A 21,685-nucleotide genomic window follows, 5' to 3' on the forward strand; every position below is an offset into this window, starting at 1 on the left:
AACATATCCATAAACACAAACAGGAGCGGATATGAAGAATAAATCAAAGTTAAGGAAAATAAGAGAAAAGAAAGCAGGCACAGCCACCGTTACCAAAGAGTGGCTTTATATGAATCCAAATTCCATCACAGTAGCAGAGATTGAAGCTGCATTAGAGGGAATGGATGGCATCGAAACAGAAATCTGGAAAGAGGCGGGAGTATTAGAGGTGGAGGTTCCGGAGCATCATTCCATGGATATCGAGGAGATTGCAGTCAATTTAAAGGATGAATATGCCAATGCTTATTTAAAAGAGCATGACATTCATGCTCTTTTTGCTGTCACAATTGACACAGAAAACTATGCATTTATGCAAAAAATCATGCAGAAAATCATCGCCGGTGCAGGAGGCTTCTTCTGCGGTGATACAGAGGATTTTACACCGGTAGTAAAAGAGTAAGAAGTGAAATAGAATGCAAAAGATAAGATTATATGATGCAACAAAATTAGACCGGGAACATATGATGTTTTCCAATAAGCAACTTATTACGCTGCTTCTGCCGATTATGGTAGAGCAGCTTTTGAATTCCTTTATGGGAATGGCGGATACCATGATGGTAAGCAATGTGGGAAGTGCGGCAATCTCTGCGGTATCACTGGTGGATTCCATCAATGTACTGGTCATACAGGTATTTACGGCATTAGGAGCAGGAGCAGCAATTATCTGTTCCCAGTATCTTGGAAGGGGAGACAGGGAGTCCAGCAATGAGGCTGCAAGACAGGTAACTTTAAGCGTACTGACGATTTCTACGGTATTGTCTATATTTTGTATTATATTTCGTGGACCACTGCTGCATCTGATTTTTGGCCAGGTAGAAGAGGCTGTTATGGATAATTCCATGATTTACTTCCTGCTGACAGCCATTTCCTTTCCGTTTATTGCACTTTTTGATGCCGGTGGAGCTTTTTACCGGGCAGCAGGAAACAGTCGTTTTCCAATGATGATTTCTGTCCTTTCCAATGGACTCAACATTGCCGGAAATGCAGTGCTTATCTTTGGATTAAAAATGGGCGTGGAAGGAGCAGCCCTTTCTACATTATTTTCCAGAATCTTTTGTGCAGTAGTCATTTTCTGGAATCTGCGGAAACCGGATCAGGTGATTGTGGTAAATCATTATCTTAAGATCCGTCCCAATTTCCCATTGATTGGAAAAATTCTTTCTATCGGAATTCCATCCGGAATTGAAAACGGAATGTTCCAGTTCGGAAAGCTGGCAATCCAGTCCAGCGTATCAACCCTTGGAACGGCAGCCATTGCCGCGCAGGCAATGACCATTATTCTGGAAAATTTAAATGGAATCGGAGCCATTGGAATCGGAATCGGCCTGATGACAGTAGTAGGACAATGTATTGGAGCCGGAAAAGTGGAAGAGGCGCGTTATTATATGGTGAAACTCTGTGGCTATGCAGAAATTGTTATTCTGATTTCCTGTGCAGTGGTATTTTTATTGACAAAGCCGGTTACATTTTTAGCTGGAATGGAAGCAGAAAGTGCCTCCCTCTGCATGGAAATGATAATAGCAATTACGATTGTAAAACCGATTGTATGGGTGCTGGCATTTATCCCGGCTTATGGCATGCGTGCCGCCGGAGATGTGAAATTCTCCATGATTTTATCCAGCCTTACCATGTGGTTCTGCCGTGTGGCACTGTGTGTATATCTGATCCGCAGCTGTGGTTTCGGACCAATGGCGGTGTGGATTGGCATGTTTGCCGATTGGACGCTTCGTGCTATCGCATTCAGCGTCCGGTATCTAAGCGGCAGGTGGAGCCGGATACATGTCATTTAGAACATGCTAGCGGAAGCAGTACCTGGGTAATAAATTTACTTTTGTCTTTATGCTGTGGCGGTCCCTCTAAATAGCAGTGGCGGAAGATGCCAACCGGTGTAAGCTTTTGCTCTCTGGCATAGGAAAGCAGGGTATCATGAACCGATGGCAATTCTTCATACGCTCCATGATGATAGAGGCAGACTGCTTTCTGGGCAGGGAGATTTAAGATGTGCTCACCCTTGCTTCCTGCCGGGACAACAGCAAAAAAGGACATATCCTTTGCATCCGTAATGGGAGCTTCTGTAAAATAAATCTGCCCAGTATGTGCCGGACCATAGTTCTGCAGTGCTTCCAAGGCAACCTCTCTTAACAAATTCGTCTTTTCTGCGATGCTGTCACTTTCCGTTTTGCGGCAGTACACCGTCTGTGGTGGAATTGTAATGATTTCCATTGCTTCAAATCCCTGATTGATTCTTTCGTATAAGGCTTTGATATTGGCATTTAATTCATCCCGTAAAGCCTCCAGCCTTCGAACCATGGATAAAAGGTCGTTGGAGTTGTCGAAGTAGCCATGGATTTCATCCAGTGACAGGCCAAGATTCTGCAGCGAGCGGATGGTTCGAATCTTCGTCAGTGTATCAATGGTATAGTAACGATTGCCGGATGGGTCTTCTTTTACATCCGGAAAAACCAGTCCATGAGCTTCATAATTTAAAATAATTCTTCTTGTGATGCCCACAAAGTCTGCGGCATCTCCAATTGAAAACAGTTCTTTCAAAATGTTTCCCCCTTTTTATTTATTCGGTGATTGTGAAAAGAATGGATTTAGAAATTTTTGAAGAAATAAAGTCGGCTGCATCACTTCAAAACACCGTAGTTCTAAAATATATGTTTTGCTTTTCTCTATGAAAGCCAGTCTTTCTAATGTTTGACAGTCTGCGCCGGTTGTCCGCCTGCATACAGATACATAAACAAGCCTGTTAGGAGGTCTTGGCATTCTGTTATGCAACCGGCAATGCAGGCACAGGGATGTGCCTGCAAGGCGCAGTTGAATATGGATATGAATTTGCGCCGGTTGCCGGAATCATAAACTTATTTGCCAGAATGCCTAGACCTCCTTACGGGTTTGTGAAAGTATCTGTAGCAGACGGACAACCGGGCAGCCGGTCAAAGCAACGGAAAGACAGCTTACAAACAAGCAAAACATGTATTTTAGAACAGTGGTATTTTAAGACAAAGCAACACTCTTTCACTCTTCAAAAATTTCCATATCATATTTCTTTTCTCAAATATCGGCAAAATTTGTAAAATAATTGCATCGTACATCAATGTACGGTGTAAAATAACAATGTAATTGTAACACAGCATTGAAAGTGTGAAAAGTGAAAAAAGAAAGAAAAACAGTAATTTAAGAAAGGAAAGATGTACATGAAACAAAAGAAGAAAAGTTTATTTTCCTTGTTACTTGCGTTGATGATGATGGCAGGTCTTATGCAGGGGATGACAGTTGAGACAAAGGCAGCTACAAATTCGGTTCAGGCAGGACCATTTACGTTGTCAAGGGATTCGGGGACGCTTGTAGAAGGAGTCGATTATACCTATGTAAAATATGGATCTGGAAATAGAAATTCGCTTACCATTTTGACGGATGACATTATGATTGCAATGGATGAAAACGCAGAACCTACATCAGATATTATTGAGCTGGGAGAATTTAATACCCCCCCACTTGACAGTTTTTCTAAGGTAACATTTTCAAATTTAAAAATGAAATCTTATTATAATAATATATACAGTAATGTAGACCATATTCATATTACATTGGTTGGAAGTAATGAACTGGTCAGCATAAAAAGAGACTCTGAAACTTATGGTAGTTTTGCAATTTTTGGACATGGAAGTGTAAGCATTGAGAATAGTCCAAACGGTTCTCTTTATGCAACTGCAGATGGACTCGGCTGGGGTGCCATTTCTGTATCAGAAGGATATGGAAAAAGTGATGCATGCATTACAGTTGGAGATGCCATGTCAATGAAAAGTTCTACAGCTATGATGGCAGATATTTCGGAATTGACAGATACACCGAAGACATGGACAAATTGTATTGCAGTTAATAACAATGAGGACTATAGAGAGCGAGGATTTGCCAAAACACTCCTGATTGGTATGTGGAAGCACAGTCACACATGGAGTTATGCAGTGGATGAAGGCAAAGATGGAAGCCGTATTCTTGCAGCCTGCAGTGGCCTGGAAGACTGCAATGAGAAAGATGCATCTTTATGGTTATCCTTATCAGCTGAGAATGCAGACTATGATGGAACAGCAAAAGTTGCCAATATAACAACATCCGAAGACTGGAAGAGACTTAATCTTCCGGTTCCGGAAATCGTATATTATCTGAGTGGAACAGACACAAAGACCAACAGTGACAACAGTGGAGCAGAAGCCGTTGGAGGTGCACCAAAGTTACCGGGCAGTTATAAGGCACAGGTTACGGTTGGAACAGATACGAAAGCAACAAAAGAATTTACAATTACATGCAAGCATGGTGAATGGGTGGAAACAGTGTCAGATTCCTATCTGAAAACAGCAGCAACCTGTACGGCACCGGCAGTTTACTACAAATCCTGCAAGCTGTGTGGGGCAAAGGGAACAGAGACATTTACCAGCGGAAAACCATTAGGACATGACTTTAGCAACAATGCAGAAGCCTGCAGACGGGAAGGCTGTAATGAGAAGAACCCGGATTATAAACCGGCAACACCGGTCATTATTGAAGGTGCCGGTGGAGAATGGACAAAGGAAAGTGGTGCAACGCTTCGTTTCCGCAGTGACGCCGGTATCAGCAGCTTCCTTCGTGTAGAAGTGGATGGCACCGTAGTAGATGCGAAAAACTATACGGTAACAGAAGGCTCTACCATTGTCACCTTTACTGCAGAATACTTAGAAAGCCTTGCTACCGGAAAGCATACGGTTGCGATTGTGTCTTCTATCAGTGGGGAAGAAAAGAAAGCAACCGCCGAATTTACCGTTGCGAAGAAAGCCGATACAACAAGTGGAAATAGCACTTCAAATACGGAGCAGACCGCAGCACAGAAAACAAAAGCATTGAAAACGGGCGATGAATCACCGGTTGGATATCTGCTTGTACTTTTGGTATTATGCGGAGCGGCAGTAGTATTCACAGGGAAAAAGGGTTATTTAAAATAGAATATAGATGAGATAAAAAGCCATACATAAAAGCAAATCCTCTGCATACAATGTAAAAACAAGTATTGCAGGGGATTTTCTTTGAAAAGCTATATAGAAGAAAGAGCCGTAGAAATAGCCAAATACATTATAGATAACAATGCGACAGTGCGTCAGACCGCAAAGCAGTTTGGAATCAGCAAGAGCACAGTACATAAGGACGTAACAGAACGTTTATCCCAGGTGAATCCGACCCTGGCGCGGGAAGCAAGGAAAGTGCTGGATGTCAATAAGTCGGAGCGTCATATCCGTGGGGGACTGGCAACGAGAGAAAAATATCTTCATCAACATGTGACAGGTTGATATGTCATGTTGACATAATGATATAAAAGTGCTATCGTTATAGTAACAACCAAGGAGAAGGGGGACAATTTTGAGTACATTAAAGGATGTGGCAGAACGGGCAGGAGTAACTGTTACGACTGTTTCGAGAGTAATTAATAACCGTGGATATATCAGTGAGAAGACCAGGCAGAAGGTATATGATGTCATGAAGGAGATAGGCTATCAGCCCAATGAGGTAGCCCGTTCTCTTTCAAAACAGCATACCAGCACGATTGGCGTAATCGTACCGCATATCGTTCATCCGTATTTTGCAAAGCTTTTAAGCAATATTGAATCAGCGGCGGCAGCAGAGAATTATAAAATGATTGTCTGCAATTCCAAGGAGGAGCGCAGCAACGAATGGAAATATGTAGAGATGTTTAAGAGTAATCAGGTGGCGGGAATTATATTGTGCAGTGGAACGGTAAGTGCCAATGAATTCCTGAACCTGAATATCCCAATTGTTACCATAGAGTGTGATGATGCATTGGGGGACTGCAATATTCAGTGTGACAACTATATGGGCGGAGTGCTTGCCACAGAACATCTTGCTAAATGCGGATGTAAAGAAATTGTACATTTCAGTGGAGTAGAGCGTCAGGTGATGCCGGCAGACAGACGTTGTGTAGGTTTTCGGGAAGTCTGTGAGAAATATGGAATCCAGCATCATGAAATAGAGACAAGCGAGGCATCCTACAGTGTGATGGAATATCTGGAAAATATCAAGCAGACACTGCAGAAATATCCGGAAATGGATGGGATTTTTGCCAGCAGTGATGTTATTGCAGCCCAGTCCATTCAGGCATGCAGTGCTCTTGGAAAGCGGGTTCCGGAGGATGTGCAGATTGTAGGTTTTGATGATGTCAATATTGCAACATTGGTAAATCCGATGCTGACAACCATTCGGCAGCCGATTAAGGAAATGGCACAGTTAGCAGTGGATGCTATCTTAAAAAAACGCGGTGGCGGCGTAATGCCGGCAAAGGTGGTACTTCCGGTCAGCCTGATGAAGCGCGGTACAACAAAAGAAAAGTAATAGATTGACAGAAATAATAAGTAAATAAAAGAATAAATGATAGTTCCTGATTCGTGTTCCTCGGTTGACATGAATTAGGAACTATTTTTTGTGATAAAAACGAATAAATCGGTTGATATTAGTACATTATGAACAAAAAACAGGACGTTATCTTGTGAAAATCTAACATTTTGTATGTTAACCGCTTGACATTTTGCGAAAGCGATATTATATTAGAAATGTAATCAAGTGAAACGCGTTCACGATAAGAAAATATAAGGAACGGGGAAGAGATACTTTTTACAATGACAGGAGGAAGACAAATGAAGAAAAAGATTTTGGCTGCAATTCTTACTGCAGCAATGACAATTGGAATGGTTGGATGTGGTTCCACCAGCAGCTCTGATAATGGAAACAATTCCGCTTCAAATACCGAAGCATCTTCAAACGAACTGACCGTTTGGTGCTGGGATGCAACCTTTAATATTCCGGCAATGGAAGAGGCAGAAAAGATTTATCAGAAAGACCATCCGGATGTAAACGTAAATGTAGTAGAAACATCCTGGGAGGATATTCAGACCAAGCTTACAACAGCAGCAACCTCTGGACAGACCGATACACTGCCAGACATCATTCTTATGAATGACACTGCTTTATTAAATAATGTAAAGAACTATCCGGACTTATTTGCAGATTTATCTGATTCCGGAATCGATTTCTCCAAATTTGCAAGTTATAAAACAGCAATTGGAACAGTAGATGGAAAGAATTACAATGTACCATTCGACAGTGGTGTAACCGCATTATTTATTCGTACCGATGTAATCGGTGAAGCTGGTTATTCTATCGATGACTTTACTGATATTACATGGTCAAAATTCATTGAACTTGGTGAAGATGTATTAGCAAAGACCGGAAAACCATTATTAAGCGCACAGGCTGGTGGACCTGACTTACTGATTGCAATGTTAAGAAGTGCAGGCGACAGCATGTTTGATGAAGACGGCAATCCGAATTTTGCAGGAAATGATGTAGTTGCAGAAGCTGTAGAAGATTATGAGACCATGGTTGACAAGGGAATTTTAGTAGAAGTAAATGACTGGGATCAGTATATTGGAACCGTTAACAACGGAACAGTAGCAAGCGTAATCAATGGATGCTGGATTACAAGTACCATTCAGGCACAGGAAGATCAGTCCGGTGACTGGGGCGTTACTACAATGCCAAGACTGGACAATGCTCCAAATGCAACCAACTACAGTAACAATGGTGGTGCAGGATGGATGGTTATGAATGACTCACCAAACAAAGACCTTGCTATCGATTTCTTAAAGAACACATTTGCAAGCAGCACGGAGCTTTATGATACCATTCTTCCTACTACCGGTGCAGTAGCAACCTACCTTCCGGCAGCAGAAAGTGATGCATACTCACAGGAAAATGAATTCTTCGGTGGCGATAAGATTTATGAGAAATTTGCCAACTACGGTGCTGAAGTACCGGCTATCACATTAGGCCAGTACTGGGAGGAAGCAAAATCCGCACTTGGAACAGCACTTACCCAGATTCAGCAGGGACAGGATATTCAGGAAGCGTTAAAAGAAGCAGATGATACTGTATCATTTGCAATGAGCGAATAAATTAGCATTAGCACTTTACAAACTGCCTGCATAGCAGCTGCTGTGCAGGCAGAATTTTCAAGAAGAAGGGAAAGCTGTAAAGTCGATACGAATTGGAGGTACAACAGTGAAAACGAAGAAAAGAAAGATTATGGGATGGACATTCGTAATACCGGCATCGATAATGATTGTCATATTCAATTTCGTGCCGATGATACAGTCCTTTATTTTATCCTTAAAACGCGGAAGCGGAACGAACATGATTTTTACCGGATTTTCTAATTATAAAAGAATGTTCCAGGATAAAATTTTTAAAATGACATTAAGCAATACTTTTATTTATCTGATCTTAGAAGTGGCAATCATGCTGGTGATGGCAATGTTCTTAGCATCACTTTTGAATGATAAGAGATTAAAAGGAAAATGGTTTTTCCGCCTTGCAATTTTCTTACCATGTACTACTTCACTGGTATCGTATTCCATTATTTTCCGTTCCCTTTTCTCTGTGGACGGATTCATCAATACGATTCTTACGAATCTGCATCTGATTGCATCTCCAATCAACTGGCTGGGAAATACCTGGACCGCACGAATTGTAATCGTACTGGCATTATTGTGGAGATGGACCGGTTATAATATGATATTTTTCCTGGCAGCATTGCAGAATATTGACAGTTCTATTTATGAAGCAGCAGTTGTAGATGGAGCCAATGCATTCCAGAAGTTTACTAAGATTACAATCCCGATGCTTCGTCCGACAATTTTACTGACAGCAATTATGTCAACCAATGGAACCTTACAGCTCTTCGATGAGTCTATGAATATTACCAATGGTGGACCGGCAAATACGTCCATGACAATATCCCACTACATATACAATTTGTCTTTTGCAGGAAATCCAAACTTCGGATATGCATCCGCAATTTCTTATGTAGTATTTATCCTGGTGGCAATCCTTGCCTTTATTCAGATGAAAGTAGGTGATGAGAAATGAGTAAAAGAAAATTCGTATATTTCGGGAAATATGTATTCCTGATTCTGGTCGCAATCATTTCCATCTTCCCAATGTACTGGATGATTGTCAGTGGAACCAATAAAAGTGTGGATGTCATTGCAGGAAAAATTCTTCCAGGCAATTACCTGATGGAAAACTTAAAATCTCTTCTGGATACAACAGTACTTTCACAGGCAATGTGGAATTCCATCCGGAACGCAGTAGTTTCCATGGTTTTAAATGTATTTGTCTGCTCACTGGCAGGTTATGGATTCGAGAAATTTCATGATAAATACAAAAATAAAATTATGTCCATCCTATTACTTTCCATGATGGTACCGACTGCTGCAACTGTAATTCCGCTGTTCCGTATGTTTGGAAAGATGGGACTTTTAAATACAACCGTTGGATGTATTTTACCGACCGTTTCTACTGCATTTATGATATTCATGTTCCGCCAGGCAGCAAAATCATTTCCAGATGAAATCATTGAAGCAGCCCGGATTGATGGAGTAGGTGAATGGGGCATTTACTTTAAAATGTTCTTACCAATTATGAAATCTACCTACGCAGCAGCAGCAATCGTAAGCTTTATGAATGCATGGAACAGTTATATGTGGCCGTTGATTGTATTACAGAATGAAAATTCCAAGACTATGCCGATTCTGGTATCTGGACTGACCGCACGATATACCATTGATTATGGAAGCATGATGCTTGCAGTCACGATTTCTACAATTCCGATGTTGATTATATTCTTCGTATTACAGAAGAACTTTGTAGAAGGAATTACCGGTTCTGTAAAATCATAAAGGAGAAGAGCTATGGAATTTAACGAAAATGTAATTTATGAGCCAGACTGTTTTGCAATCCGGCGGATGCCGGCACATTCAGACCATGGATATTATGCAACCGGAAAAGAGGCAGACGGTGGGAAAAGCAGTTTTCTCACCAGCCTCAATGGCAGATGGAAATTTGCATATGCCAATAACTTAGCGGAAGTCATAGAGGGCTTTTATCGTAAGGATTATGACAGCGGAGACTGGGATGAGATTATGGTGCCTTCTTCCATCCAGCTTTTTGGTTATGGCAAATTGCAGTATGTGAATTCCCAGTATCCATGGGATGGAAAAGAAGCTGTCCGTGGCAAAGAGATTCCAAAGAAATATAATCCGGTTGCAATGTATGTGCATTCTTTTACAGTGACCGGAGAAATGTTAAAGGACCGGTTATCTCTCCGGTTTGATGGTGTGGAAAGTGCTATGGCACTCTGGGTGAATGGCAGATTTGCAGGCTATAGCGAAGACTCTTTTACACCGGCAGAATTTGATGTCACAGAATTGGTATGCGAGGGAGAAAATAAGCTGGCGGCAGAAGTCTTTCACTTCTGCACCGGAAGTATTTTAGAGAGTCAGGATTTCTTCCGGATGTCTGGAATCTTCCGTGATGTGGCACTGCGTCGTATGCCGGCACATCATATCTATGATTTGAAGGTAAGCCAGCAGTTTCAGGATAATCTGACAGAAGCAGTTTTGAAATTGCAGTGGAAGGGTGTACCGGAACAGGAAGACCAGCCGGCACAGGAAAACTGGCAGGAGAAAGAGCCGGTAGGAGCCGGTGCAGATACCTGCTGCAAGCTGCATATTTCCTTATACAATGATAAAAAGGAATGTGTTGTAAAGACAGAGACAGTTTATACAGAAGCTGGAACAGAGTTAAAAATAACAGCACCGAAGCTTTGGAGCGCGGAGGAGCCGAATCTTTATACCTTATATATAGAAGTAACAGACTCCGATGATAACGTAATAGAAGTAATAAAACAGCGCATCGGCTTCCGGCATTTTGCTATGGAAAATGGCATCATGTGCCTGAATGGAAAACGTATTGTATTTCGTGGTGTAAACCGTCATGAATTAAGCTGTGACCATGGAAGAAGTATTACAAAAGAAGAGATTCTTCATGATCTTCTTATCATGAAGCAGAATAATATCAATGCAGTGCGGACTTCACATTATCCAAATCAGAGTTATTACTATGAACTTTGCGATGAATTGGGGCTGTATGTGATAGACGAGGCGAACCTTGAGTCCCATGCGGATTGTTTCCTTGCGACAGTAGGAAAGGCACCGATGAGTGAGACGATACCGGGCAGCAAAGCAGAGTGGAGAGAAAACGTCTTAGACCGCGCTAACTCCATGTATCAGCGGGACAAGAACCATGCCTGTATCCTGCTTTGGTCCTGCGGAAATGAGTCCTGCGGTGGAAGTAATTTATATGAAATGTCAGAGTTCTTCCGGAAAAATGATTCCGAACGCCTGGTGCATTATGAGGGTATTACCTTTGATGATACTTATCCGGATACTTCTGATGTGAAGAGCTTTATGTATGCTCCGGCGGAAAAACTGCGGAAATATTTACGAGAGAGTGAAGCCTCTGTCAGTGAAAAGACAAAACCGGTAATCAGTTGCGAATATATGCATTCCATGGGCAATTCCACCGGTGGAATGGACGAATATATCCGGCTTACGGAAGAAGAACCGCGATATCAGGGCGGATTTATCTGGGATTTTATTGACCAGAGCTTTTATCTTACCAATAAAAAGGGTGAGAAATATTTAGCCTACGGAGGAGATTTCGGAGACCGTCCGAATGATGGAACCTTCTGTGGAAATGGACTTCTCTATGCTGACCGTAAGGTGTCTCCAAAGATGCAGGAAGTAAAATTCCAGTATCAGAGTGTAAAGCTTTTGCCGGAGGAAACAAAGGTTATTGTAAAAAACGAAAATTTATTTATTTCTTTAAAAAACTATATATTAAAAGTTGTTATTGCAACAAAAGACGGTGTATGTGCAGAGAACGCTTATGAACTTCAGGCAGCACCACAGGAAGAAGAGACAATAGATATCAGCAGCCTTTCCAAGGGGCTTAAGATAGCCGGAGAATTTACGGTGACCGCCTCCTTACTTACCAAAGAAGATACTGCATGGGCGAAAGCCGGATATGAGCTTGCCTTTGGTCAGTATGCAGGAAAAAAGGAAGCTCCGGAAGAAGTAATCAGAGAAGCAGAAGATTTTGAACTGGTTAATGGACTTATGAACATCGGTGTGAGAGCAGGGAATATAAAAATGCTTTTTGCAAAAGAAGGTGGCGGACTGACCTCTTATCAGGTAGAAGAGAAAGAATTTATTGTATCCGTTCCAAGACCGAATTTCTGGCGGGCACCGACAGACAATGACAAAGGAAGTGGAATGCCGCTGCGTTGCGGATGCTGGAAGACAGCCAGCATGTATGCAAAAGCAATGCCGGCAGAGCTGAAAGAAACAAAGGATGGTGCAGAAATTTCTTATGTATACCGTCTCTTTGATGCGGGAGAGAACATCCCGGGAAATGAGTGCAGGGTGACTTATGGTATCAGAAAAGACGGAGCACTCACCATCCATATGGAATATGAAGCCGATGAGAAAATCAAGACCCATGAAATGCCGGAATTTGGTATGCTGCTTCGAATCCCGGAGCAATATGATAAAGTAACTTACTACGGATACGGTCCGGAAGAAAATTACTGGGACCGCCGTCAGGGCAGCAGACTTGGAAAATTCCATTTTTCCGTAAAGGAAAATCTGTCAGAATATCTGGCTCCGCAGGAAAGTGGCGGACGTAGTGGTGTCAGAGAAGCAGTAATCGAAGATGAGAATGGTTATGGACTTCGGATTAGTGCAGAAGAAATGGATTTTTCAGCGTTGCCATATACACCGCATGAACTGGAAAATGCCAGACATCTTTACGAGCTGCCGGATAGTGAATATACGGTTCTCCGTCCATCCCTCCATCAGATGGGAGTTGGCGGCGATGATAGCTGGCTTTCCAAACCACATCCGCAGTACCGGATGGAACAGCCGGGAAAATATGAATTTACATTTACAATAAAAGGAGGGAAGAAACTTGAAACTGACAAATAAAATTATGCTGATCACTTATGCAGACAGTCTTGGAAAAAATCTTTCTGAATTAAAAGAAATGTTAGAAACTTATTTTCATAAGGCAGTAGGTGGCGTACACATTCTTCCGTTCTTTCCGTCCTCGGCAGACCGGGGATTTGCACCGATGCGTTATGACATGGTAGACGAGCAGTTTGGAACCTATGAAGATGTACGCAAAATTGGAGAAGAATATTATCTGATGTTTGATTTTATGGTCAACCACATTTCCAGACAGTCTCCGTATTTTAAAGATTTTTTAGAAAAAAAAGATGCATCGGAATATAAGGATTTCTTCATCCGATACAAGGATTTCTGGGAAAACGGAGAACCGACAGAAGAACAGGTAGATTTGATTTATAAAAGAAAACCAAGAGCACCTTATATTGATGCGGACTTTGCTGACGGAAGCAGCGAGAAGGTCTGGTGCACCTTTGGGGAAGAGCAGATTGATTTAAATGTGGAATCTAAAGCTGTTCAGAAATTTATAGAAGATACACTGGAACTGATGTGCAGTAAAAATGCTTCCATTATCCGGCTGGATGCATTTGCTTATGCCGTAAAGAAAGCGAATACAAGCTGTTTCTTTGTGGAACCGGAAATCTGGAATCTCCTGCATCGAATTGAAGAAATCGTAAAGAAACATGATGTGATAATTCTGCCGGAAATTCATGAGCATTACAGTATTCAGATGAAAATTGCCAATCAGAATTTCTGGATTTACGATTTTGCACTTCCGGTGCTGGTATTGAACGCCCTTTACTTTGGAAAGGGAACTTATCTTAAGAAATGGCTGGAAATGAGTCCGAAGCATCAGTTTACCACGTTAGACACCCATGATGGAATCGGAATTGTGGATGTGAAGGATCTGATGCCGGATGAAGAGATTGATCGCACTAAGGAAATGATGTTCTCCGAAGGAGCGAATGTCAAGAAAATTTACAATACGGCAGCCTACAATAACCTTGATATTTATCAGGTGAATACGACTTACTATTCTGCACTTGGAAATCAGGATGATGCTTATCTTCTTGCCCGTGCAATCCAGTTCTTTGCACCTGGAATTCCGCAGGTCTACTATGTAGGCATGCTGGCAGGCAGCAATGACCTGGAGCTTTTGGAAGCAACAAAGGAAGGCAGAAATATTAACCGCCACTATTATTTGAAGGAAGAGATTGCAAAAGAGGTAGAGCGTCCGGTGGTAAAGAAGCTTTTGGAATTAATGGAATTCCGCAATAGCCATCCGGCATTTGATGTGGAAGGTGATATTGCAGTAGAACTTCCGGAAGAGGGACTGCTTGAGATTCGAAGAAGCAGCGGAGCAGACTATGCAGTATTAAAGGCAGACCTTGTGAAGAAAACATTTACCATTGAACATAGTTAGAAAATGGTGAAAAGAGGAAGGCAGATCAGATGGAGAAAAAACTGTATGCAATCGGAGAAGCACTGATTGATTTTATTCCGCAGGAAAGCGGCAGACCTATGAAAGATGTCCTGGGATTCTGCCCGAAAGTAGGTGGTGCACCGGCGAATGTGTGCGGTGCATTTACCAGACTTGGTGGTAAATCTGAGATGATAACGCAGCTTGGAGATGATCCTTTTGGCGATAAAATTGAAGAAGCATTGGAAGAAAACGGAATCGGAACCAGTCATGTACTTCGTACAAAAGAGGCAAATACTTCACTTGCTTTTGTGGCTTTAAAGGAAGATGGTAACCGTGAATTTTCTTTTTACCGGAAGCCGGGAGCCGATATGCTTTTTTCAAAAGAAAAAGTAGAAGCGGATTGGTTTAAGGATGCTTATGCGTTGCATTTCTGCTCCGTTTCGTTGGGAGATTTTCCAATGAAGGAAGCACATAAAAAGGCGATTGAAGCCGCAACAGAGGCTGGTGCAATTATAAGCTTTGACCCGAATCTCAGGTTTGCACTCTGGGAAAATCCGGAAGATTTAAAGAAAGCAGTGCTGGAATTCCTCCCATTGGCACATGTATTAAAGCTTTCGGATGAGGAACTTTATTTCCTGACTGGAGAGGATTCGATTGAAGCAGCAAAAGAAAAACTTTTTGTAGGAAATGTTTGTCTCCTTATTTATACCAGGGGAGCAGATGGAGCAGAGTGTTATACGAAGAAAGCAAAGGCACAAAGCAAGGGAGAGAAAGTAAAGGCGGTGGATACCACCGGAGCTGGGGATGCATTTATCGGCTCCTTCCTGTATCAACTCTATGCAGATGGTGTGACGGAAGCAGATTTGCCGGAACTGACTTCGGATAAGATGGCAGTATACCTTGATTTTTCCAACCGCTATTGTGCAAAGAGTGTACAGAAAGCCGGAGCCATTGCCTCTTATCCAACCATGGCTGAAATGGAAGAATAAAATTAAGAAAACGTGATATTGTGCCCGGCGTTGGGAAAAATCAGTGCGGCGGCACAATCAAAAAGAAATGCCAGTATCAGCAGCGTAAGAAAAATGTGTTGCAGGGGTACTGGCATTTTTCTCCATAAATGGGAGGCAATCCGCGCAAACACACAGACCCAGAGCACACCAGCAATACCAAAACCCAGTGCAGAATAAAGACAGATATAACCGCCAAGCTGCAGTGGATAACCGTGATAATCCCAGTAACGCAGGTGGAAAACTTGGGCGAGGAACCATCCGATAAAAAGTTCTACGAAAGAGCCGAGAAGCGCTGCAAGAAAAAAGACTTTGACAGGATGCTTCTGAAAGCGTCTTAAAATAAGCAGCATCAGGACAGCACCCACACCATAGACCGGAAGCCATGGACCATAGAGAAAGCCACGGTTACAGAAAACCCCATCCTGCACATAAAAAAGCAGCACTTCCCACAGGTATCCAAGAAATGATCCCAGAAAGAAAAAGAAAATATATTGTGTGATGGATTTAATCAGATAGTCTTTATGCATACAGGGAGTATTTCCATATAATAAAGAATTATGTGCTGCCCCAAATAACAACTCAGAATATCTTGCGAAAACAAAATAGGGCTTGTCTTTCCAGGGTGGCTCAACTATAATAAAATTTAGACGCTGGGCGAGTCTCAGCAAAAATTAGGAGGAAAAACGTCCATGGATAAGGAAAAAGTTATTGTCATTGATTTTGGCGGACAGTACAACCAGCTGGTTGCAAGACGTGTCCGTGAATGCAATGTATATTGTGAAATATATTCTTACCGCACGGATATCGAGACAATCAAAGCGATGAACCCGAAGGGAATTATCCTGACCGGAGGCCCAAATAGTTGTTATGAGGCAGATTCACCAACTTACAGCAAAGAGCTTTTTGAACTTGGTATTCCGGTTTTAGGACTTTGCTATGGCGCACAGCTCATGATGCATGTGTTGGGCGGCAAGGTAGAAAAAGCACCGGTTCGTGAATATGGTAAGACAGAAGTAATGGTAGATAAGAATTCGCCATTATTCCAGAATGTAGAAGAAAAGACCATTTGCTGGATGAGCCATTTTGATTATATTTCAAAGACAGCACCTGGTTTTGAAATCGTAGCACATACTGCAGACTGCCCGGTGGCAGCCGCAGAAAATCGTGAAAAGAATCTCTATGCCATCCAGTTCCACCCGGAGGTACTCCATACCAAAGAGGGAACCAAGATGCTCCACAACTTCGTGCGTGGTGTCTGTGGCTGTGCCGGAACATGGAGAATGGATTCCTTTGTGGAAAATACCATCAAGGAAATCCGTGAAAAAGTCGGCAACGGAAGAGTGCTTCTGGCATTGTCCGGTGGAGTGGATTCTTCTGTGGCAGCAGGTCTTTTATCCAGAGCAATCGGAAAGCAGCTTACCTGCGTATTTGTTGATCATGGTCTTCTTCGTAAAGACGAGGGAGATGAAGTGGAAAATGTATTCGGACCGAACGGTCAGTTTGACTTAAACTTCATCCGTGTAAATGCCCAGGAGCGTTACTATAACAAGCTTGCCGGAGTAACAGAGCCGGAAGCAAAACGTAAAATTATCGGTGAAGAATTTATCCGTGTCTTTGAAGAAGAAGCAAAGAAAATCGGAGCCGTTGATTTCCTGGCACAGGGAACCATTTATCCAGATGTGGTAGAAAGTGGTCTTGGCGGAGAATCCGCTGTCATCAAATCCCACCATAACGTAGGTGGTCTTCCGGAATATGTTGATTTCAAGGAAATCATCGAGCCATTGCGTAACCTCTTCAAAGATGAGGTTCGTAAAGCCGGTCTTGAACTTGGAATTCCGGAGCATCTGGTATTCCGTCAGCCATTCCCGGGCCCGGGTCTTGGTATCCGAATCATCGGTGAAGTCAATGCTGAGAAAGTCCGCATCGTACAGGATGCCGATGCCATCTACCGGGAAGAAGTGGACAAGGCAGTAGCTGCTTACAAGAAAGAAAACGGCAAAGCTCCATCCTGGATGCCGAACCAGTATTTCGCAGCCCTGACCAATATGCGTTCCGTTGGAGTAATGGGCGACGAGAGAACCTACGACTACGCAGTTGCACTGCGCGCCGTAAATACCGTCGATTTCATGACCGCCGAAAGTGCAGAGATTCCATTTGCAGTACTGCAAACAGTAATGAGCCGAATCATCAACGAGGTACGCGGGGTAAACCGTGTATTCTATGATCTGACGAGTAAGCCACCTGGAACGATTGAGTTTGAATAAATCGAGTTGCTTAAAAAAGCCAGTGTTTATGCGGGTTTCAGCGATTTCGATTAGTCTTTTGATAACAAATTGATAACAGTCATAGCAAGTGCCATTATTCTTGTTATCCAGTGGTTTATGGGTAACGGAACAATTAACAGGTGGCTTGCAGACTAAAGTTCGGAGCTTGGCTCTGAACAAATTCCATATTATAAACTAAGCCCTTAGCTGTGGTTAATAACCATAGTTAAGGGCTTTTTTGTCGTTGCCAAAGCATCTGTAGGGAGCTGCCAGTGGCAGGTCCTGTAGGTGCTTATTTATCTTTCAAGTGGTCTTTGAATGCTTCCACGAGAGCGTCACTTAATTCCTGTGATGGAACTTTTGCCCAACGCTGTGTGGTGTCGAACTCTGGATAATGGTAACGCCAGTTATCGTATTCTTCTCTGTTGATTTCTTCGGAAGATAGCTTGTCTGCCTGTTCTTTCCAAGCATACAGCATTTTGAGGAGTTCATATGCTTCTCTGCCTTTGTCCTTGTTGACCTTTAAGCATACCTCTCCGTCTGCTTCACTGACAGTAAGACCGTAAATATCTTCAAGGGTAAACAGAGTGTGCATAAGACCGATATAGCTGTCTATGTCAGGAACATCAAGAGCCTGTGGAGAAACATCAAGCACCTGTGCCAATGCATTTGTAAGGTCTGCTTTCGGTTTGCGTGTACCAGTTTCGTACTGTGCCAAACGCACATCAGCACTCTTTTCTGGAAAACCGATTGCTGTACCGAGATACTTTTGTGTCATACCACGCATTAGTCTGAAAAAATGTATTCTTTCGCTGATAGCCATAATGATACGCTCCTTTTATATTTAGTGAAATAAGTATAGCAGAAATGTTTAGTGGAAGTCAAGAAAAACCGAAACAAAAATGTTTAATATTTTCTTTGCAACCACTTGACAATAGCAAATATGTTTAGTAAAATAAATTACGAATTAAACAAATATGCTTAATGCGACAACTGAATGACCGTCCGAAAAGCCAAACCGCCAAGACCTCGTCGGAGCAAGTTCCGTATCGTTCGCTTGTGTGCAAGCACAAAAGCTCATTCGCTGCACTGCTCCTCCTCTTCCCCAAAAGTCTCCGACTTTTCGGGAACCCCTATACGAGCGAGCGCCTGATGTACTGCGGTGCATTGGGACAGCACAGCGCCTGCCGACAAGCAGGAGTGCCTGTTGGAACTTTAACACGGAGAAAGCGGCAAGCAAAAAATTATTTTAAGAAAGGAAGAAAAAGGATATGGAAAACAGATTTATCCGAGCCGAAGATGTGGCTCAGGAACTAAACGTATCAAAACCTTATGCATATAAACTCATCAGACAATTAAATGAGGAATTGAAAGCAAAGGGCTTTATTACGATTGCAGGGCGTGTAAATCGCCAGTATTTTTACGAAAGGCTCTACGGAGCAGGAAAGGGGGAAATGTAAATGCCGGTATTTAAGAATGAAGATAACGGTACTTGGTATGTGATGGCAAGGTATGTGAACTGGAAAGGGGAACGCAAGCAGAAATGCAAGCGTGGCTTTGCTACCAAACGAGAAGCACAGGAATGGGAAAGAATGTTCAAATTGCAGACTTCTTCAGACCTTGATATGAGTTTTGAAGCCTTTACGGAGCTTTATATCAATGATGTGAAGAACCGTTTGAAGGAAAACACGTGGCTTACCAAAGAGCATATCATACGCACAAAGATACTTCCGTATTTCGGGAAACTGAAAATCAGCGAGATTTCCACAAAGGAGATTATTACTTGGCAGAATGAAATGCTTGCCTATCGTGATGAGAAGAAAAAGCCTTATTCACAGACGTATCTGAAAACGCTGCACAATCAGTTGTCCGCCATTTTCAATCACGCTGTCCGCTACTATGAACTGCGTTCCAATCCTGCGGCAAAGGTGGGAAATATGGGACGTGAGGAACACAAGGAAATGCTGTTCTGGACAAAGGAAGAATACAAGAAATTCTCTTTTGAGATGATGGACAAGCCTGTTTCCTTTTATGCGTTTGAAATGCTTTACTGGTGCGGTATCCGAGAGGGCGAGCTGTTAGCTTTGACTCCGGCAGATTTCAACTTTGATAAGGAAACAGTCACAATCAATAAATCCTATCAGCGTTTGAAAGGGCAGGATGTGATTACTTCTCCGAAAACGAAAAAGAGCAACCGCACGATTAAAATGCCGAAGTTTCTGTGTGAGGAAATGAAAGAATATCTCGGTATGCTTTACGGATTGAAGAAGAAAGACCGTATCTTTACGGTGACGAAAAGCTATCTTCATCACGAGATGGACAGAGGGGCAAAGGCGGCAGGCGTGAAGCGTATCCGCATTCACGATCTCCGTCACAGCCACATTTCACTCTTGATTGATATGGGCTTTTCTGCGGTGGCGATTGCTGACCGAGTTGGTCACGAAAGTATTGATATTACTTATCAGTACGCACACCTCTTTCCGTCAAAGCAGATTGAGATGGCAGAAAAATTAGATGATTTAGGGAAAGGAGATTTTGAAAATGTCAGCTAAGAACAGAGATAACAAAAATCGTTGGAGGAATATCACAGTAGGGTTTCGAGTATCGCCCGAAGAAAACGAACTCATTAACAGAGCTGTAGCTCTATCAGGATTGCCAAAACAGGAGTATTGTTACCGCCGTTGCTTAAATCAGGATGTGGTGGTACAGGGCAATCCGAGAGTGTATAAGGCGTTGAAAACGGAATTTGCCACAGTCCTTGCGGAACTGAAAAGGATTGAAGCAGGAAAAGGTGTGGATGATGAACTGCTGAGTGTAATAGAACTGATTTCCATTATTCTCGGCGGTTTGAAAGGAGAGGATGCGAATGGAGAATAAAAAAGAAATGACTATTCCAAATGTATCTGCGGCAACAGATGCGGAACAGTCACTTTCCAAATGTACTGACAATAGTATAGTCAATCAGGATACGGATTTCAAGGGGTACGAGCAATCTTTTGAAGAAATGCAAAGGGAAATACTCAGACAGTTAGACCCTTCCTATCTGAAAACAGTATCAATGACAACGCTGTATGATACGGTGTTTGAGGTTCAGACACCACTTATCGACGGTCTGCTCCAAAGGGGAACTTACCTTTTCGTAGGTTCCCCGAAAGTGGGAAAGAGCTTTATGATGGCACAGCTTGCCTATCATATCAGCACAGGCACACCGCTTTGGGAGTATAAGGTGCGTAAGGCAACGGTGCTTTATTTTGCCCTTGAAGATGATTACCCACGTTTGCAGAAGCGATTGTTTCAGATGTTCGGTGCAAAGGAGACAGGCAATCTGTATTTCGCAACGGAATGTAAAACGGTCAATGGCGGACTGGAAGAACAGATAAGAGGGTTTATGAGGGAACACCCAGACACAGGCTTGATTATCATAGACACCTTAAAGCGTGTGCGTGAAGCAGGCGGAGCAGATTACAGCTACGCAAGTGATTATGATGTTGTGGCAAGGCTGAAAGCGTTGGCAGACAGTTACAAGGTTTCAATGCTTATTGTTCATCATACACGCAAACAAAAATCGGAAGATATATTCGATATGATTTCAGGCACGAATGGTCTGATGGGTGCGGCAGACGGTGCATTTGTTCTCAGTAAGGACAAGCGTACTTCCAACAATGCCACACTTGATGTTGCTGGCAGAGACCAGCAGGATATGAAAATCCATCTTGTAAGGGACAGCGAGCGATTGGTGTGGAACTTTGCAAAATCGGAAACGGAGATGTGGAAAGAACCGCCCGAACCTCTGCTTGAGAAGATAGCGGATACGCTCTTTTCGGAAAGTGACAGATGGGAAGGAACTGCTTCGGAACTTTGCGAAAGGCTTGCGGTGGATATAAAGCCGAATGTACTTTCTTTAAGGCTCAGTATCAACGCAAGCAGGCTGTTTCGTGATTACGGTATCCGTTATCAGAACAGCCGCACACACGACGGAAGAAAGGTTTCACTTTGGAAAGAAACCGAGCAGACGGCGTGACAAACGGTGTCAAAGGT

At 42.7% G+C, this 21,685-nt stretch carries 20 protein-coding genes; 17 read left to right on the plus strand and 3 right to left on the minus strand.

What is annotated here, in order from left to right; all coding sequences use genetic code 11:
• The first annotated feature begins 31 nt into the window (after positions 1-31).
• A complete protein-coding gene (locus tag DV740_RS11655) occupies positions 32-439 on the plus strand; it encodes a hypothetical protein (RefSeq protein ID WP_118088145.1) in 408 nt (135 codons plus the stop codon).
• A gap of 13 nt (positions 440-452) precedes the next feature.
• Positions 453-1,829, plus strand: a complete 1,377-nt coding sequence (locus DV740_RS11660; protein ID WP_242994301.1) for an MATE family efflux transporter — start codon at positions 453-455, stop codon at positions 1,827-1,829.
• On the opposite strand, the gene DV740_RS11665 is transcribed toward DV740_RS11660, so the two are convergent.
• The gene (locus DV740_RS11665; RefSeq protein WP_118088146.1) at positions 1,822-2,589 is read right to left on the minus strand and encodes a MerR family transcriptional regulator; all 768 of its coding nucleotides are present in this window, start codon (positions 2,587-2,589) and stop codon (positions 1,822-1,824) included. The genes DV740_RS11660 and DV740_RS11665 overlap by 8 nt on opposite strands.
• Positions 2,590-2,801: 212 nt before the next feature.
• Here DV740_RS11665 and DV740_RS14685 point away from each other — a divergent pair, with 212 nt between their 5' ends.
• From DV740_RS14685 to DV740_RS11710, 10 genes are all read left to right on the plus strand, one after another.
• Positions 2,802-3,119 carry a hypothetical protein gene (locus DV740_RS14685; protein ID WP_147342282.1) on the plus strand — a complete coding sequence of 106 codons (318 nt, stop codon included), beginning with the start codon at positions 2,802-2,804 and terminating at the stop codon, positions 3,117-3,119.
• 120 nt (positions 3,120-3,239) lie between these two features.
• A complete protein-coding gene (locus DV740_RS11670; protein ID WP_118088147.1) occupies positions 3,240-5,021 on the plus strand; it encodes a hypothetical protein in 1,782 nt (593 codons plus the stop codon).
• 81 nt (positions 5,022-5,102) lie between these two features.
• A complete protein-coding gene (gene spoIIID / locus DV740_RS11675) occupies positions 5,103-5,363 on the plus strand; it encodes a sporulation transcriptional regulator SpoIIID (RefSeq protein ID WP_022242357.1) in 261 nt (86 codons plus the stop codon).
• A gap of 70 nt (positions 5,364-5,433) precedes the next feature.
• A complete protein-coding gene (locus DV740_RS11680; RefSeq protein ID WP_118088148.1) occupies positions 5,434-6,420 on the plus strand; it encodes a LacI family DNA-binding transcriptional regulator in 987 nt (328 codons plus the stop codon).
• Positions 6,421-6,722: 302 nt separating this feature from the next.
• Positions 6,723-8,039 carry an ABC transporter substrate-binding protein gene (locus DV740_RS11685; protein ID WP_118088149.1) on the plus strand — a complete coding sequence of 439 codons (1,317 nt, stop codon included), beginning with the start codon at positions 6,723-6,725 and terminating at the stop codon, positions 8,037-8,039.
• A gap of 130 nt (positions 8,040-8,169) precedes the next feature.
• Positions 8,170-9,012 (plus strand): carbohydrate ABC transporter permease, encoded by an 843-nt coding sequence (locus DV740_RS11690; RefSeq protein WP_118056717.1) that lies wholly within the window; start codon positions 8,170-8,172, stop codon positions 9,010-9,012.
• Positions 9,009-9,824, plus strand: a complete 816-nt coding sequence (locus DV740_RS11695; RefSeq protein ID WP_118088150.1) for a carbohydrate ABC transporter permease — start codon at positions 9,009-9,011, stop codon at positions 9,822-9,824. The genes DV740_RS11690 and DV740_RS11695 overlap by 4 nt, the downstream gene beginning before the upstream one ends.
• Before the next feature lie 12 nt (positions 9,825-9,836).
• Positions 9,837-12,971, plus strand: coding sequence for a glycoside hydrolase family 2 TIM barrel-domain containing protein (locus tag DV740_RS11700; protein WP_118088151.1), 3,135 nt, complete (start codon positions 9,837-9,839; stop codon positions 12,969-12,971).
• The gene (gene gtfA / locus DV740_RS11705; protein ID WP_118056562.1) at positions 12,955-14,373 is read left to right on the plus strand and encodes a sucrose phosphorylase; all 1,419 of its coding nucleotides are present in this window, start codon (positions 12,955-12,957) and stop codon (positions 14,371-14,373) included. The genes DV740_RS11700 and gtfA overlap by 17 nt, the downstream gene beginning before the upstream one ends.
• A 29-nt stretch (positions 14,374-14,402) precedes the next feature.
• Positions 14,403-15,362, plus strand: a complete 960-nt coding sequence (locus tag DV740_RS11710; protein ID WP_118056561.1) for a carbohydrate kinase family protein — start codon at positions 14,403-14,405, stop codon at positions 15,360-15,362.
• 2 nt (positions 15,363-15,364) lie between these two features.
• On the opposite strand, the gene DV740_RS11715 is transcribed toward DV740_RS11710, so the two are convergent.
• Positions 15,365-15,910, minus strand: coding sequence for a putative ABC transporter permease (locus DV740_RS11715; RefSeq protein WP_118056560.1), 546 nt, complete (start codon positions 15,908-15,910; stop codon positions 15,365-15,367).
• A 162-nt stretch (positions 15,911-16,072) separates the two neighbouring features.
• Here DV740_RS11715 and guaA point away from each other — a divergent pair, with 162 nt between their 5' ends.
• Entirely contained in the window at positions 16,073-17,647 is a 1,575-nt protein-coding gene (gene guaA / locus DV740_RS11720) for a glutamine-hydrolyzing GMP synthase (protein ID WP_118056559.1), read from the plus strand.
• 292 nt (positions 17,648-17,939) lie between these two features.
• Here the strand turns inward: guaA and DV740_RS11725 are convergent, their stop codons facing one another.
• Entirely contained in the window at positions 17,940-18,470 is a 531-nt protein-coding gene (locus DV740_RS11725) for a helix-turn-helix domain-containing protein (protein WP_009247529.1), read from the minus strand.
• Between the two features lie 448 nt (positions 18,471-18,918).
• On the opposite strand from DV740_RS11725, the gene DV740_RS11730 reads away from it, so the two are divergent.
• Genes DV740_RS11730 through DV740_RS11745 form a run of 4 tightly spaced genes read left to right on the plus strand, consistent with a single transcriptional unit; the run spans position 18,919 to position 21,668 of the window.
• Positions 18,919-19,107: a transcriptional regulator gene (locus tag DV740_RS11730; protein ID WP_009247528.1), complete on the plus strand. Its 189-nt coding sequence runs from the start codon at positions 18,919-18,921 to the stop codon at positions 19,105-19,107.
• The gene (locus tag DV740_RS11735; protein ID WP_009247527.1) at positions 19,108-20,199 is read left to right on the plus strand and encodes a site-specific integrase; all 1,092 of its coding nucleotides are present in this window, start codon (positions 19,108-19,110) and stop codon (positions 20,197-20,199) included. It begins immediately after the preceding gene.
• A complete protein-coding gene (locus DV740_RS11740; protein WP_009247526.1) occupies positions 20,189-20,524 on the plus strand; it encodes a plasmid mobilization protein in 336 nt (111 codons plus the stop codon). Before DV740_RS11735 ends, DV740_RS11740 begins: the two co-directional genes overlap by 11 nt.
• Complete coding sequence (locus tag DV740_RS11745) at positions 20,514-21,668, plus strand: AAA family ATPase (protein ID WP_009247525.1); 1,155 nt, start codon at positions 20,514-20,516, stop codon at positions 21,666-21,668. The genes DV740_RS11740 and DV740_RS11745 overlap by 11 nt, the downstream gene beginning before the upstream one ends.
• Positions 21,669-21,685: the final 17 nt, after the last annotated feature.

This window comes from Roseburia sp. AF02-12 (assembly GCF_003461765.1).
GTDB lineage: Bacteria > Bacillota > Clostridia > Lachnospirales > Lachnospiraceae > Roseburia_C > Roseburia_C amylophila.